The 15,157-nt window shown below is 61.9% G+C and carries 12 protein-coding genes; 11 read left to right on the top strand and 1 reads right to left on the bottom strand.

All coding sequences use genetic code 11. The features are described 5' to 3' along the window. Positions 1-17: 17 nt before the first annotated feature. The 5 genes from ACYU8T_RS04260 to ACYU8T_RS04240 all read left to right on the top strand — a co-directional run bounded on the left by ACYU8T_RS04260 (position 18) and on the right by ACYU8T_RS04240 (position 6,353). Positions 18-674: a hypothetical protein gene (locus tag ACYU8T_RS04260; protein ID WP_461158607.1), complete on the top strand. Its 657-nt coding sequence runs from the start codon at positions 18-20 to the stop codon at positions 672-674. After that, the gene (locus tag ACYU8T_RS04255) at positions 634-1,602 is read left to right on the top strand and encodes a 3'-5' exonuclease family protein (RefSeq protein ID WP_461159748.1); all 969 of its coding nucleotides are present in this window, start codon (positions 634-636) and stop codon (positions 1,600-1,602) included. Before ACYU8T_RS04260 ends, ACYU8T_RS04255 begins: the two co-directional genes overlap by 41 nt. 170 nt (positions 1,603-1,772) lie before the next feature. Continuing rightward, positions 1,773-3,233: an AAA family ATPase gene (locus ACYU8T_RS04250; RefSeq protein ID WP_461158606.1), complete on the top strand. Its 1,461-nt coding sequence runs from the start codon at positions 1,773-1,775 to the stop codon at positions 3,231-3,233. Between the two features lie 160 nt (positions 3,234-3,393). Next, the gene (locus ACYU8T_RS04245; protein WP_461158605.1) at positions 3,394-4,749 is read left to right on the top strand and encodes a hypothetical protein; all 1,356 of its coding nucleotides are present in this window, start codon (positions 3,394-3,396) and stop codon (positions 4,747-4,749) included. A gap of 707 nt (positions 4,750-5,456) precedes the next feature. Then, entirely contained in the window at positions 5,457-6,353 is an 897-nt protein-coding gene (locus ACYU8T_RS04240; protein WP_461158604.1) for a DNA N-6-adenine-methyltransferase, read from the top strand. A 241-nt stretch (positions 6,354-6,594) separates the two neighbouring features. Here ACYU8T_RS04240 and ACYU8T_RS04235 read toward each other — a convergent pair whose 3' ends face one another. Next, a complete protein-coding gene (locus ACYU8T_RS04235; RefSeq protein WP_461158603.1) occupies positions 6,595-7,107 on the bottom strand; it encodes an SOS response-associated peptidase family protein in 513 nt (170 codons plus the stop codon). 56 nt (positions 7,108-7,163) lie between these two features. On the opposite strand from ACYU8T_RS04235, the gene ACYU8T_RS04230 reads away from it, so the two are divergent. From ACYU8T_RS04230 to ACYU8T_RS04205, 6 genes are all read left to right on the top strand, one after another. Continuing rightward, positions 7,164-7,781 carry an SOS response-associated peptidase gene (locus ACYU8T_RS04230; protein ID WP_461158602.1) on the top strand — a complete coding sequence of 206 codons (618 nt, stop codon included), beginning with the start codon at positions 7,164-7,166 and terminating at the stop codon, positions 7,779-7,781. Then, positions 7,781-8,203 (top strand): DUF1810 domain-containing protein, encoded by a 423-nt coding sequence (locus ACYU8T_RS04225; RefSeq protein WP_461159747.1) that lies wholly within the window; start codon positions 7,781-7,783, stop codon positions 8,201-8,203. The genes ACYU8T_RS04230 and ACYU8T_RS04225 overlap by 1 nt, the downstream gene beginning before the upstream one ends. A 101-nt stretch (positions 8,204-8,304) precedes the next feature. Beyond that, positions 8,305-9,081 (top strand): ImuA family protein, encoded by a 777-nt coding sequence (locus tag ACYU8T_RS04220; RefSeq protein WP_461158601.1) that lies wholly within the window; start codon positions 8,305-8,307, stop codon positions 9,079-9,081. Beyond that, entirely contained in the window at positions 8,999-10,810 is a 1,812-nt protein-coding gene (locus ACYU8T_RS04215) for a DUF6504 family protein (RefSeq protein ID WP_461158600.1), read from the top strand. The genes ACYU8T_RS04220 and ACYU8T_RS04215 overlap by 83 nt, the downstream gene beginning before the upstream one ends. Further along, a complete protein-coding gene (locus ACYU8T_RS04210; RefSeq protein ID WP_461158599.1) occupies positions 10,810-14,070 on the top strand; it encodes an error-prone DNA polymerase in 3,261 nt (1,086 codons plus the stop codon). Before ACYU8T_RS04215 ends, ACYU8T_RS04210 begins: the two co-directional genes overlap by 1 nt. 180 nt (positions 14,071-14,250) lie before the next feature. Next, on the top strand, positions 14,251-15,156 hold the full coding sequence (locus tag ACYU8T_RS04205) for a tyrosine-type recombinase/integrase (RefSeq protein WP_461158598.1): 906 nt from the start codon (positions 14,251-14,253) through the stop codon (positions 15,154-15,156). Position 15,157: the final 1 nt, after the last annotated feature.

The raw sequence follows: 15,157 nt of genomic DNA, 5'->3' as shown, positions 1-15,157 counted from the left end.
ATCTGAAAGACTTACACATGAACTTGATCGATCTCACCATCGAGCATCGCGGCTTTACACGCCGCAGCATCGCAATCAGCATGCGGACGGCTGGCGCCTGCCATGGCATGCGCCATCGTCCGGACTGCCGTATCTTATGCGGCATCGGCCTATTCCTGGTGGAGCCAAGCGGCGATGGCTATCGGTTCCAAGCGCAAAGCCGTTATCTTGGACCGAATGACACGCCGCTTGATTTGCTCGACTGGTTGCAAGCGCTGCTACCAGCCAAAGGCGCGATCATCAGCTGGGACAAATGGCTTCCCGTGCCGCGGCGGATCGCCGCCCTGGCCGATCCGGAGCGGCATTCCACCCTGCTGAAGGCAGCTCAGGACATTGGTGGCCGCTGGCGCGATCTCCAATACAGTGACATCTGGTACCTCAAGCAGGCTCGCTCGATGCCGATACCCTGCGTCTGTCTGCCTCATGTGCAAGCTGCGGACTGCGAGGCCAGCGCACCCCTGTACCTGCTGCCCAATGCAAGTGTCGCTGAGCCACAACTGATCAACGAGGCCATAGCGGGCTGGCAGGCGTGGGCGAGGATGTTTGCCGGCTTCGACAGTGATCTGCAAGCCGCAGGGGCACTGCGCGCCCTTGATGCCTGGCGGACCGCCGCACCGAACGCCGGCTGCGTCTGACCGCCACTTCTCCCTTCATCACAACCTCGAGGCGCCCAGCCTCCTGAACCTCAATCGGAAATCTACCATGCTTAACAAACCTGCTTGCCTGTCCCGCGGGGCGCCTGCCTATGCCGTCGTCTTCGACATCGAAGTTCAATATGATCATGAAGCTCACGGACGATACCGTGCCATCGAAGAATTTACAGATGCCGACGCGGCGGCATTGTTCTACAAGGAAGCGCGGAACGATCCACGCGTAGTTCCAAGGTGGCCGTTTCATCGGATCGTCACCATGTCGTGGCTGGTCATGACGGATGGGCCAGACGGTCTTCGCCCCATCAGGCTGGAAACGCGCGGCTGTCCAGAAGCGGACGAAGCTGAGATCCTCAAGAGCTTCTTCGCCGATATGGAGCAGCTGGGATCAGTGCACCTGTACAGCTGGGGTGGCTATTACAAGGACTGGCCTCAGATCCTGTTCGCCGCCATGGCGTCAGACTTGGAGCTGCCGGCAAATTTGCAAGGGCTGCTCCGGCACTGGCACCGCGGGGGTTCCGGCCACATCGACATCATGACCGACATGGCGGTCGGCGCGAAAAATCCTCACCTTGCTGAAGTTGCTGCAGGTCTGGGCATCCCAGCAAAACTCACCTGTCGGCCGGATCTTGTCAGCCGCGCCATGGAGCGTGGCAAGTGGAGTGATGTCAAGGAGGTGTGCGAGGGCGACGTTCTGTCAACGCTAGCCCTGCTGATGCTGTGGCGCCGTCTCGAAGGGCGCAGCCGCTCCAGACTGGAAGGCATCCGCCGCCTCACGGCCTTCGTCGCCGAGCACCTTAGCCACCGACGATATGCAGCGACCTGGATCGACTATGGCGAGCGGCTGTTCACTGAGGCGTCAGACCGCGAAGCCAGCAAGATCGCCGTCTTCGCGCCGCAACTGTTCGATTGAAGCTGAAGCAGGAGCGCGCCGTTCGGAATTCAGCGGGCGCGTGGGAACAGGGCGGCTGATTCATTCAGCCGCCCATGTCCCATAACTATATATAAAGGCATTCGGCTGAATGCTGAATTGGACCTCATCGCGCTCAACATGAGCTCGACATTGAACAGGACCATATCAGCATGAATGCTCTTACTGGCTTTCCCTCCGATCCGAGGCATTCGGATCGCCGGAGCACGTCAGCGCAAGAAGCGCCGACCAAGGAGTGGGATTCTCAGCCAGAAACGGACAAGTGGCTCGCCAGCAACCATTTTGACAATGCCACGCCGAAGATCCCCTTCCGTATCGACGGCTGGTTGGCCGAACGCGGCACCGCTATCTGGTACGGTGCGGGCAGCACGGGCAAGACCCAGCTGCTGCTTTGGATGGCCGCGATGATCGCAAGCCGCCCTCAGCATCGCCGACCCACCTGGCTTGGCGGCAAGATCAATGGAACGGGCCATGTCCTCATCCTGACGGCAGAGGACGCGCGGCCGCAGATTGTCGGCCGGCTGCGCGACATCGTGCAAAGCACGATGCATCAGACCGCCGCGGCCGCGCACGAGACCTGCTCGCGCCTGCATGTCATGCCGTTTATGAGCATGACAGAGGATGAGTTCAAACATCCCAATGCCAGCCTGCTGCGGTATGATAATGATCGCGTCTGGCGGGCGTCGGCTGTGATGAAGGAGATCCGACACTACATCACCACCTGGAACGAGCTTCACGCCGATCTCGAGGACCGGATCGTCGGCGTCGTTCTGGATTCCGCCACCAGCATGGCCGGCTTCGACAGCATGGAAGGCGAAGCGACCACCAATTTCTTCTTCTATCTCGGCCGTCTGTGCGAGGCGCTCGGCATCTTCTTCACAATTATCGGCCATGTGCCCAAGGCGGCTTTCGTTCCCCGTAAGGATCCCGAAGGCACAGCCGCATCGCGGCTGCGCGGCGTCGCGATGTGGACCACGGCACCGCGCATGGCAGTCGAGATACGCCTGCTCCAGAAATGGCGAGAGCGAGGACGAGACATCCTTGAGAAACCTGATCTGCGCGCGATGTACCCTGATGTTAAACGCGAGGACTTCCTAGTAGTTTATGCCGCAAAGGCAAACCTGCTCGATGTCTGCCGCGAGCCGCGCTACCTTATCCGCAACGCTTTGGGAGCGTTCGAGGAGATAGAACCTCTCGCTGGCGCTGAGGCCGAGCCCAATAATGTGAACGACACCCAGTCGCCGCGGCCGCGCAAAGCGCCCGTGGAATCACGGGGCGCGCCGCCCGTGCTCAAAAAAGCCACCAGAACGAAGGTGGACTATGTGCCAGGCACTGCATTGGTGATGCGCGCCTTGGCAATCGCCTATCCTGACCTGAAGGATGGTCAGCGTGTCGCAGCAGCCAGCGTGTGGGCCACTATCAAATCCCTGCATGAGCAGGAACCTCTGGCAGCTCGACAGCTCGTCAGTAGCGCTTCTGGCGGCGGTAAGACCGGCGCCCGCCAGGGGAGCATCGGCTGGCACTTTCAGAAGCTGGAGGACCTGGGCGTCCTGGTGAAGCACAACAGTCGCCATTATTTTGTGGCCTGGCCAGAACCGTCTACCGCCAATTGATAAACGATCAGCCTTAAGCTGTCGGCGATAAAGCCAACAATCTTCTCAGCAGACCCGCAGCCCGGCGGGTCTGAATTCTTCTTTTTCCATCGCAAGGTCGACCAGTGATTGGTCGGTTCTGAAAGATTGGCAAATGCCAATGATAGGAAAATGAGGTATTATGAAGATGTTTAGCATCCTAAACGAACTGTTTGAAGTGTCCCTGCTGGAGAAATTCCAGGCAGCATTGGGAGCAATGAAGCTAGCCAACGGAACTTCGTTGGCGGCCGCTCTGGTGGCGGCGATGATGGTGGACCTGCGGCAGAGCCGCAGTGAAGATGGACCGGATGTCATCGACTCACTGGACGACAGAGCGATCATTGGTCTCGGCGAAGATCTGCTCGCGGCGCTCGGTGATGATCACGAATTCACGATGCCGTTTGGGACGACTGTCTGTTCTGTATCGGCTGGGACGGTACGGATTGGCGCGGAGATCTGGGTGACCGATGCAGGCCGGGACGGCCTTTTTGCGATGGAGACAGTGCGCCGTGACGCGCACGGCCGCAATCTTGAATTGCTGCGCGACACCATCTCACAAGCTGTTCAGCGCCAGCCTTGGCGGCGGATGGGTCTTCCGTCACCAGCCTTCATTGCTGACCGCGATGCGCGGTACTTGCTCAAGTTTCCGCCCTTTGCAGAAGCTGGTGGCGTCGTTCTGCAGCGCTGGGCGGACGATACCGAGGCCGAACGCTTCTGCTCGGCTACCCCGGAGCAGGTCAATGCTCTGGCCAGGTCGATGGTGGCTGATATGAAGGCTCTGTGGAAGCGCCGTCATGCGATCGCGGACCAAGTTAAGGCAGTGCGCCGCATGGCTGAGGCCGAGGTCGCAGCCAATCCATCTGGGATTGCCATCAACGCGATAGCGGTCGACTTAGAACATCAGCGGGAACAAGAGCGCCTTTCCTTCTACGTCGAATACGATGCGATTGACGAGGCTTTGCGTCTTGGAATTGCACTCGACTATATTCCGGCGTTCATTGATGGGAAGATGAGACCCTATTGGATTGCGTTGGACAATGAAGGGCGTCGCGAGCGTCGCGACACTCTTCGACTTTCTGGGGCGGATGGTGAGATCGACGCGTTCGCTGCAGCGATTATTCGCCACGCACCGCAAGGGCAGGAGGATATCCTCGCCCGTCTTGCGACCGGCTATGACACATTCATCACGCTCACGGCAGAGGATGGCCCAGTCTACGCCTCAGTATTCTGGCGCAACGGGTGCGTTGAGGCTGAGGTCGCCGCGCCTGGCAGGTTCGAGCAGCATGGCGACCTGCTTGTTTGGTATGGAGCCCCGTTGGACAAGGCCAGCGCAATGGAGCTGGTCGGCCAGTCTCTATCCTCGGTCTGTCCTCTGCCCATTGATGCTGCTTGCACGATAGTCTCTGCTGGCCCGCTGATGTCTGGCGGAGTAGGGCTGCAGTTTCGCGGGGAGCGTTCACTTGTGAACTGTTCCACCGGGCTGATCTGGGACCGGTGATGGCATGCGAGAGCCGGTGCGAAAGCGTCGGCTCTCGCCCATCCCATCGAAGGCAAGTTGGCGGCGGCCTTGACGGGTGCTCACTTGGATGCCCCGTCGCCGTAAGTCGTGGAAGAGGCCTACCCATCGCACCTTAGTGGCAGCCGAGCAAGTCAGCGCCCCTGCCATCTGGGGGCGCGCTTCTCAGCGAAAGCGCGGGTATCTTCCACTGCGTCGGTGTCCGCGAGCATCGCCCTCGTCGCCGGATAGTCCCATCCGCCGAGGAGTTCGTTCGACTGACGTCGAGAGCCCCAGCTGCGTGGCCTCCTTGGTTGCGCGAACCGACATCGGGCTGCACGCGAGAATACCAGCCGCAGAGCGCTTGGCGGCACCTAAGGCGTCCTCTGCCACCTCGTTGATGATACCGAGATCAGCAGCTTGCTGATAAGATCTGCCGTTCGCCCGGTCGTCGGCGAACAGCAGAAGTGTCCCAGTAATGGTCGATCGCTATGCCGCGACAGCCTGATGAACAAACGGCAAGTTTCAGCGAGCCGCTTCGGGCAGTCGAATGTCGGCTAAGTCGTCAAGGACGGACGTCACGCCCGCTGCTGCTTGAGGTACGGTTTCGACGCAGTGGTGCTCCGAAGCCGACAGAGCACAATGTCCCACTTGTGCCCCTCAATCAGATCAGCAATAGAGCAATATGTGATCTCAGTTGGTATCAGATTTTGATCGATCATCTAAGGGAGGCTCGGCTTCAAAGAGGGTGGTCGCAGGCGACGCTGGCGGCGCGTTCGGGCGTCAGCGTTCAGGCGGTGAAGCGGCTAGAGCGCGGTATAGGCAGCCTCGAAACGGTCATGAGCGTCATGACCGCGCTAGACTTCCATTTAATGGGGCTGGGTGAAGGCGGCACCTTACCCGAACAGTTAAAATCCGCACGGCGCAAGCGGTGCATGTCAATTACGACCGTCGCATCGAAAGCGGGTTTGTCCCGCGCAACAGTGGCAAGCCTTGAACAAGGCAAGGCCACGGTCGGTAGCTTGATCAAGGTGCTCGCCGTGGTGGCACCCCGCGCTCGCCGCAGAGCACCAGAGCGCGCATATTGGGGACAGGCGAACAAAGTCGATCGCGATAGCCGCTTTACGCCTCCGGAATTCATGGAAGACATCTATGCAGCGTTTGGTCCCGTTGATCTCGACCCATGCGCCAACATTCACAGCCCTGTCATTGCCAAGCGTAAAATCCTGCTCACTCAGGGCGGTGATGGACTGACGGATGCATGGTCCGGCGATCTAGCCTTTGTGAATCCGCCTTTCTCCCGGCTACTTGTGTGGCTTCGCCGCGCCCATGAGCAATGGCATTCAGGCCGTGTAAGGACTGTAGTTTGCCTAGTTCCCGTTCGAACAGATTCCACATGGTTCCACGAAACGCTGAGCATTGATGCCGACATGTTTTTGCTGAGGGGACGAGTGCGTTTCTTGGATGCCGCCGGCAAAGGCCAGCACACGCCCTTTTCCCTCATGCTGGTGACACTGGGCGCGACGGAGGAACAGAAGCAGCGTTACGCGACGCTCGTTCCTGGCTATTGGTTGACGCGAAGCAACGCCGTTGCTCGATCTCTTTGATAGCAAGTGATTCAAGCAGCATTGCGAAAGGCTGGACGTCTGACGCGCGAAACGGCCTGCCTCGGCGAGGTCGGTAAGCAAGTGCCGATCGGCATGTCGTGTGCACACGACCGCTTAGTCCCGAAACAGTCGTTCCCGCCAATTGTCGATGGCGTGCAATGAATGCCTATCTTCACAGCGAGATAAAGGTTTAGCTGACGTGCGTTGCGCACTGCGGCGTCCAATTCCTGTTTTGACCGGCTTAAAGTGCTAGGCTGGTTTGCACCGGCTTCGACGGCATCTCTTCGATCGAGAACAATTTCACCGGCGGCGTCACCAACAGATTAGCTTCCGTCGCCTTATGATCCAGCCACTGCATGACCTGCCGACGCTGGATGATCGCGCCATGGCGCTCCTGATAGCGCATCACCTCCGGGTTCGCGTCCACCGTGATGATCCGGTAGCTGATCGGCCACTCACCCATGGCGGGTTCCCAGATGGCGGCGAGATAGAAAAAGTTGCCATCCTCCAGGCGCACCCGGAATTTCTTGTCGCGGATGTGAAACTCCGAGGCTGGCACCAGGCAGCGATTGGTGGGGAAAGTGCGCCCTTCCGATCGAATGAACTCATAGCGCACGCCGTCACTGAAGCGCGGATTGGAACCCCAGGCCGCTTCGATCATCTCAATCTCTGAGACGGTATCGGGATTGCGCCGGATGATGGCGCGGCGGCCCCCGAGCGCATCGGAGTCAAAGGGCGTTGCTTTCGAGTCCATGACTAGAACATACAGGGAACGATTAGCGGGAGCAAGCGCGGCGAGAAGGAGGAGCGATGTGCAACGACTATAGGCTGGAGGTCAACATCGCCTCGATCGCCGAGGATTTCGAAGACCTCAAAATCAAGATCAGGATGCCCGAGGGCAAGCCCAATGTGCCCGCGCGGGAGGACATCAAGATCACTGATGTTGCGCCGATCGTCCGCTCGATCGAGGGTGAGCGCGGATCAGGCGAGCTGGTCAACCGGCGGTGGAGCTGGCCAGGTCCCAAGGGCAAGCCCGTCTATAATTTCCGGTCTGAAGGGCGCGAGTTCACCTCCAACCGCTGCTTGATCCTTGCCGACGGCTTTTACGAGTTTACCGATCCCGCGGGGCCCAAGCAGAAGCGGCTCGACAAATGGCTCTTCACCATGGCCGATCACCGCTGGTTCTGCATCGCGGGCATCTGGCGGGATAGCCCGCAGGGGGAAGCCTTCACGATGCTCACCATGGATGCAGGTCCTGATGTCGCGCCCTATCATCACCGGCAGATCATCCCCTTGACCCGCGATCAGTGGGCCGACTGGCTTGATCCGGAGGTGCCCGCCGCTGATGTGCTGCGCTGGCTGCCCCGAGGCAGTCTGCCCGTCACCCAGGTCTATGGCACTCCGCCATCGCAAGGAGCGTTGCTGTGATAACGAGCGACGCAACCCTGGCCCGCTTCGTTGAGGCCCAGGCGAACAGCTATGCAGCGGCTCTGGCCGAGATCCGCGCCGGCGCGAAGCGCACGCACTGGATGTGGTTTGTTTTCCCGCAGCTGCGTGGCTTGGGGCACAGCCCCACCGCGGACTATTATGGCATCGCTTCGATCGAGGAGGCGCGCGCCTATCTGGATCACCAGCTGCTTGGGCCCCGCTATCGCGCTTGCGTGGAAGCATTGCAGAAGCTTGCGACCCGCGATCCCGTTGCCGTCTTCGGCAGCATCGATGCGATAAAACTGCGGTCATCGCTCACCCTGTTCGAAGCGGTGGAACCTGATCCGCTGTTCGCTAGCGCGATTGACCGCTGGTTCGGTGGCGAGCGAGATGCTGCAACGACAGAGCTCCTGAGGATCTGAACGGGGAACGCCCAACATTGCGAAAACAGGAGATTCATCGCGCTTGACGAATCTGGTGGCACACTGGAACATAAAGGGAACATCTGAGTCGATATGTTCCCATGGCCTCCCTTGCTTCCCAATCTGATCAGCCCCGCACCGCGCCGCTCGCCGCCCTATTGGCTGAGTTGGCGCAGGCGCGTGGCGCGCGTGGCCCAGCCTTGCCTTTTGGCATCGCCGCGCTTGATGAGCGCCTTGCCGATGGCGGGCTGGACGGCGCGGCCTTGCACGAGATTGCCGCCGCTTCCCCGACGCTCAATGATGATGCGGCAGCGACGCTGTTCATGGCTGGCACGGCCGCGCGCTTCGCCAGCAAGCCTGACTTTACCGCCTTCTGGGCGCTCACCAGGTTCGATCTTTATGCACCAGGCCTTGAACAGGTGGGACTTGGACCAGATAAGGTTCTCTATGCGCAGGGCACGAGCGACAGCGCGGTGCTCGCCATGGCTGAGGATGCCCTGCGCGATGGCTCGCTGGCCTGCGTTGTCGCGGAAGTAAAATCCGCCGACCAGACAGCAACGCGGAGGCTGCAGCTGGCGGCCTCTGACGGCAAGACGCCGATGCTGCTTTACCGCCGTCATCGTATCCCTGACCGCTGCCCATTGAGCGGGCTGTCCTCGGCCATGACTCGCTGGCGGATCGGCTGTGTGCCATCGGCGCCTCTCCCCCATCCGGGGGTCGGACGCGCACGCTGGTCGATCGAGCTTGTCCGCCAGCGCAATGGCAATCCCTTCTCCCTCGAACTGGACGCGTGCGATGACCAGGGTCGCCTCGCTCTACCTGCCCCAGCTCGCCATAGAGCGCCTGCGGCGGCTGGAGCGGTCAGCCAAGCGGCCTGAGCGCGCGAGCCCGTCGCTCGCTCCCCGCCTAGCCGAGCCGATAGACGATAATCCCGGCGCTTGTTCTGTTCCGCGTGGCGGCGGCTGGCGACCGGGTGCACGCTGGGCGCGCGATGAGGCGCAGCGGCCGAGCCAGAGCGAGATCGATGCACTGCCAGCCCATCAGCGTCCAACCATGCGGGAGATGGGGCGCCGGAGCGAGGCGGCCGAACATCCGTTCAGGGCCATGCCGGCCGATGAAGGCGGCGCCAGCGTCCGCTTGGCGCCCGCACCTGGCTGGACGAGCTTGTGGGGCAAGCCGACCATCCTGATAACCCGGACGGGACAGCGCGATGTGGTGACCGCCGCCTGCCCGGTGGCGCTTGGATTAAGCCTGCGTCCGGGCATGGCGGCCGCTCACGCCCGGGCGCTCGTAACCGACCTCGATGTGCGGGATGCCGATCCTGATGCCGATCGCGCCTGGCTTGATCGGCTCGCGCTTCATGCGGTCAGCCATTGGACGCCGACCACCTGCCCATCGGGGAGCGATGGCCTCTGGCTGGACCTTACCGGCACCACCCACCTGTTCGGCGGCGAAGCCCGTTTTTGCCAACGTCTGCTGCGCTTCCTTGAGCGGCTGGGCTTTACCGCCAGCATCGCTGTCGCAGGCACGCCCGGTGCTGCCCATGCACTGGCGCGCTATAGCGGCCAAGCCATTACGCTGCTGCCGCCCGGCGCCGAAGCCGAGGCGATCGCGGACCTGCCGCTCGCCGCGCTGCGGCTTGAGCCTGAAGCGCTGACGTCTGCCGCCCGTTTTGGGCTGGAGCGGATCGCAGATCTCTATCCGATGCCGCGCGCGCCTCTGGCCAAGCGTCTTGGCCTTGCCACCGTCCGCCGCCTCGATCAGGCACGCGGGTTGGTGGCTGAGCCGATCATCCCGGTCGTGCCCTTCGAAGCGCCGCGGGTGGAGCGGCAGCTGCTTGAGCCGATCGGCACGGCGGATGCCATCACCCAGGTCATCGGCGATCTGGTCGATGATCTTGTCCTACAGCTTCAGGAGAGAGGCCTCGGGCTGCGAGCCGCCCACCTCACCTGCCAAATCGTCGATGGTAGCGAGCAGCATGTGGCGATCGGTACATCGCGCGCGACGCGGGAACCCAAGCATCTAAAGCGCATGCTTGGCATGCGGGTGGAGCGGATCGATCCAGGGCTTGGCATAGAAGCGATGAGCCTGACCGCGCCGCGCGTGGAGGCACTTAAAGCGCAGACGCTGGAGGCTGGTCTTGGCACCAGCGACAGGCCGCCGGACATTGCGCCACTGATTGATCAGCTCGCCGGGCGGATCGAGCCCGACGCGCCGTTCCGCCTGTCTTCGCAGGAAAGCGATGTACCCGAACGCGCGGTCCAGCGCGTCGAGGCACTGGCAAAGCCCTTGGGCTGGCCGACATGGAAGCGACCGGTGCGCATGCTGAAGCGGCCAGAATTGCTCTCTCACGTGGTGGCGCTGCTCCCCGACCATCCGCCGCGCCGCTTCAGCTGGCGCGGCACAGCCTATCGGGTGGTGGCGGGCGATGGCCCGGAGCGGATCCATGGCGAATGGTGGCGCAATGACAAGGAGCTCTGGGCAGTGCGGGACTATTTCCGGGTGGAGGCGCAAGGCGGCGAGCGCTTCTGGCTGTTTCGCCGCGGTGACGGCGTCGATGAGCAGACCGGGGACCTCAGCTGGTACATGCATGGGATGTTCGGCTGATGGCCCGCTATGTCGAGCTACAGGTAACCAGCCACTTCTCCTTCCTGCGCGGTGCCTCCTCGCCCGAGCAGCTCTTCTCCGCCGCTGCCTTGCTGGGGCACAAGGCGCTCGGCATTGCCGACTGGGGCAGCGTTGCTGGCGTGGTGCGGGGCTGGGATGCGCAGAAGGCGACCAAGGTCCGGATGATCCCCGCCGCCCGCGTCGATCTGACCGACGGACGCGCCTTGCTGCTCTATCCGACCGACCGACTCGCCTGGTCGCGCCTGACCCGGCTGCTCTCGCTTGGCAAGGCGCGGGGCGGCAAGGGCTGCTGCCTGCTCGACTGGGCTGATGTGGCGAACCATGCCGAAGGCATGATCGCCATCCTGGTGCCGGACCTGCCCGACAGCGAGACGCTCGCCAACCTCACTGATCTTCACAATGTCTTTGGCCGCCGTGCCTATATGGCGCTGTCCTTTCGACGTCGCCCGGATGACCTTGCCCGTCTGCACGGGCTTGATGCCATGGCGCGGCAGGCAGGCGTCCGCAGCGTCGCTACCGGCGATATTCTCTATCATACACCCGAAGCGCGGCCGCTGCAGGATGTCATGACCGCGATCCGCAAGGGCATCGCCATTGATGGGCTCGGGTTCAGGCGCGAGCGCCATATGGACCGCAACTTGAAATCGCCGGACGAGATGGAGCGGCGCTTTGCCGCCTTTCCCGACGCGATCCAAGCGAGCGCCGATGTCGCCGCTGAGTGCCGGTTCGATCTTGGCGAGATCCAGTATCAATATCCCTATGAGCAGGTGATGGAAGGCCGCACCGCGCAGGAGGCGCTGGCGGCGCTAACGGGCGAAGCTGCCGCGAAGATGTTTCCCGATGGTCTGCCCAAAGCCTATCACGACCAAATCCAACATGAGCTGCGGCTGATCGATCAGCTGGGCTATGCGCCCTATTTCCTGACTGTCCATGCAATCGTTGCCGAAAGCCGACGGCGCGGCATCCTCTGCCAGGGGCGAGGCTCGGCGGCGAACAGCTGCGTCTGCTTCATGCTCGGCATCACCTCGATCGATCCGATCAAGCATGAGCTGCTGTTCGAGCGCTTCGTCTCGGGGGAGCGCAAGGAGCCGCCCGACATCGACGTCGATTTCGAGCATGAGCGGCGCGAGGAAATCATCCAGTGGATTTATGAAACCTATGGCCGCACCCGCTCGGCGCTGACCGCCGTGGTCACTCGCTACCGCACCCGGGGCGCCGTGGCCGAGGTCGGCAAGGCGCTAGGACTGCCGCGCGATCTCACCAAGATGCTGACGGGGCTCGTTTGGGGCTGGTCGATGGACGGCATCAGCCAGGAACAAATTGAGAGCCTCAATTTGAACGCCGATGACCATCGGCTCAAGCTCACGCTGGAACTGTCGCGGCAGCTGATTGGCACGCCCAGGCACCTCTCGCAGCATCCCGGCGGGTTCGTACTGACTCAGGACCGGCTTGACGATCTGGTGCCGATCGAACCGGCTCGCATGGAAGACCGGCAGATCATCGAATGGGACAAGGATGATATTGATGCGCTGAAGTTCATGAAGGTCGATGTGCTGGGGCTCGGCATGCTTGGCTGCATGAACCGCGCCTTCAATTTACTGGAGGAGCATAAGGGCATCAGCATCGGCATGGCCGACCTTCAGGAGGATGATCCCGCCGTCTACGCCATGATCCAGCGCGCCGACACGCTCGGCGTCTTCCAGATCGAAAGCCGCGCGCAGATGTCGATGCTGCCGCGGATCAGGCCGAAAGAATTTTACGACCTGGTGATCGAAGTGGCGATCGTTCGCCCGGGGCCGATCCAGGGCGACATGGTCCATCCCTACCTGCGCCGCCGTGAAGGCAAGGAGCAGCCGGAATATCCCAAGGAGGAACTGAAGGCCGTGCTCAAGAAGACGCTGGGCGTGCCGCTGTTCCAGGAGCAGGCGATGAAGGTGGCGATCGTCGGCGCGGGGTTCACGCCCGCCGAGGCTGACCAGCTGCGCCGCGCGATGGCGACGTTCAAGCTCACCGGCGGGGTCAGCCACTTTTACGACAAGCTGGTGAACGGCATGGTGTCGCGCGGCTACCCCAAGGACTTTGCCGAGCGCACCTTCAAGCAGATCGAGGGGTTTGGCAGCTACGGTTTTCCCGAAAGCCATGCGGCGAGCTTTGCCAAGATCGCTTATGCCTCCTCCTGGATGAAGCATCATCATCCCGATGTCTTCTGTGCCGCCCTCTTGAACGCCCAGCCCATGGGCTTCTACGCCCCGGCGCAGATCGTGCGCGATGCTCGCCAACATGGCGTCGAGGTGCGGCCGGTCTCGATCAATCACAGCCATTGGGATTGCACACTCGAGCCCGCACGCGGTCGCTATAGGGCGGTGCGGCTTGGCTTCCGGCAGGTGCGCGGCCTTGCCAATCTTCATGGCGCGGCGATCGTCGCTGCCCGTGGTCCTGCGCCGTTCGAGAGCGTTGAAGAGGTCTGGCGCCGCGCGCGGGTGCCGCGCGCTGCGATCGAGCGGCTTGCAGAAGCCGATGCCTTTGCCTGCATCGCGCAGGACCGGCGGCAGGGGCTCTGGAAGGTGAAGGGGCTCGGCGAAGCGCCACTGCCGCTCTTTGCCGCGGCCGACGAGCGGGAGGGGAAATTTTCAGCCGAAGGTCAGGAAGCTCAGGTTAACCTGCGGCCGATGACGGAAGGGCGCGAGGTGGTGGAGGATTATCGCTCGCTCCAGCTGTCGCTGCGCGCGCATCCGCTGAGCTTCCTGCGGTCGCAGCTTGACGCCATGAATATCGTGCGGTGCGCAGATCTTCAATCGATCCGCAATGGGCGCAATGTCGAGGTCGCTGGCGTTATCCTTGTGCGGCAGCGCCCGGGATCGGCTAAGGGCGTGCTGTTCGTCACGATCGAGGATGAAACCGGGGTGGCCCAAGGCATCCTCTGGCCCAACAAGTTCGAAATCTACCGGCGGCAGGTGATGTCAGCCTCGATGATCGCCATGCGCGGCCGGCTGCAGAAGGAAGGTGAGGTCATTCACATCATCTGCGACCGGGTCATCGATCATGACGAGATGCTCCGCTCCGTGGGGCGGACCGAGTTCAACGTGGCACCTGGTCGCGGTGATGGGGCCAGCCATGGCGGCGGGCCTGATCCGCGCGACCCAGCCTTTCCGAGCGGTCGCACATTGTCCTCGCCGCCGTTCAGGACCACCGCAGAGCCGGAGCAGGTTCTGCCGATCCGTAGCCATGATTTTCACTGACCAACAGCTTACGCTTGATATCAGGGATCTAAGTGGAAACCTTCGGCGGTTTCCGACCAAAGCACGAACCCGCTCCGCGGGAGAGTCGCTTGGGGTGACGTAGCGTAGTATTGTTCAGGCTTTGCGAGCGGCAATGTCGCCTTGCGAGCGTGGAGTTCCTTCAACGCAAAGGAACTCACCATGGATGCTGTCACTACCGCCGCCCCGAACAACTCGCTCCGCCAGCGTATGTTACAGGACATGAAGATGCGTGGCTTTGGAGAGCACACGCAGAAGGACTACATCCGCCATGTTCGGCGCTTCGCTACCTTTCTGGGCAAGCCCCCTGATTTAGCCACCGTCGAAGATCTCCGGCGTTTCCAGATCGATCAGCATGAGCGCGCCGTTGGGCCTGCAACGATCAATGGGGCCGTATCGGCACTGCGTTTCCTGTTCGGTATCACTCTCAAGCGGCCGGAGATGGCGCTGGGGCTTGTCGTCCTTCATTACGCGCCCAAATTGCGGGTGGTTTTGAGCGTCGAGGAGACCGCGCGGCTGCTCGAGGCTGCGCCAGGCATCAAATACAAAGCAGCACTCAGCGTGGCCTATGGCGCGGGCTTGCGTGTCTCGGAGGTTGCCCACCTCAAGGTCGATGACATCGACAGCACCCGGATGCTGATCCGCATCGAGCAGGGCAAGGGACGCAAGGATCGCAACGCCATGCTCTCACCGCATCTGCTCGATTTTCTTCGTCAGTGGTGGCGCGAAGGCAAGCGGCGCGGGGTGATGTTGCCACATGGCTGGCTGTTCCCCGGTCGTAACGGCACGGACCCGATCTCGGCGCGCCAGTTGCACCGCGTCGTGCAGGAAGCGGCCGAGCGCGCCGAGATTCACAAGCGGGTGAGCCCCCATACGCTGCGACATTCTTTCGCCACTCACCTACTCGAGCAGGGTGTCGATATCCGCGTCATCCAGGCCTTGCTGGGGCACGTGAACATCAACACGACCGGCCTCTACACTCAGGTTTCGAGCAAGACCATGCGGGCGGTGAGCAGTCCGCTCGACCAGATCGTTGCCGTGATGGAAGGCAGGGCACCTCCCGGCTGAA

This window comes from Sphingobium sp. TomMM35A (assembly GCF_054771735.1).
This window is presented reverse-complemented; position numbering and strand designations above follow the sequence as displayed.

Excerpts from the sequence above, each read along its gene's own strand:
- ACYU8T_RS04230 (WP_461158602.1), top strand. The coding sequence starts at position 7,164 with ATGTGCAACGACTATAGGCTGGAGGTCAACATCGCCTCGATCGCCGAG.
- ACYU8T_RS04205 (WP_461158598.1), top strand. The coding sequence starts at position 14,251 with ATGGATGCTGTCACTACCGCCGCCCCGAACAACTCGCTCCGCCAGCGT.
- ACYU8T_RS04220 (WP_461158601.1), top strand. The coding sequence starts at position 8,305 with ATGGCCTCCCTTGCTTCCCAATCTGATCAGCCCCGCACCGCGCCGCTC.
- ACYU8T_RS04245 (WP_461158605.1), top strand. The coding sequence starts at position 3,394 with ATGAAGATGTTTAGCATCCTAAACGAACTGTTTGAAGTGTCCCTGCTG.
- ACYU8T_RS04215 (WP_461158600.1), top strand. The coding sequence starts at position 8,999 with ATGACCAGGGTCGCCTCGCTCTACCTGCCCCAGCTCGCCATAGAGCGC.
- ACYU8T_RS04260 (WP_461158607.1), top strand. The coding sequence starts at position 18 with ATGAACTTGATCGATCTCACCATCGAGCATCGCGGCTTTACACGCCGC.
- ACYU8T_RS04235 (WP_461158603.1), bottom strand. The coding sequence starts at position 7,107 with ATGGACTCGAAAGCAACGCCCTTTGACTCCGATGCGCTCGGGGGCCGC.
- ACYU8T_RS04255 (WP_461159748.1), top strand. The coding sequence starts at position 634 with ATGCCTGGCGGACCGCCGCACCGAACGCCGGCTGCGTCTGACCGCCAC.
- ACYU8T_RS04250 (WP_461158606.1), top strand. The coding sequence starts at position 1,773 with ATGAATGCTCTTACTGGCTTTCCCTCCGATCCGAGGCATTCGGATCGC.
- ACYU8T_RS04210 (WP_461158599.1), top strand. The coding sequence starts at position 10,810 with ATGGCCCGCTATGTCGAGCTACAGGTAACCAGCCACTTCTCCTTCCTG.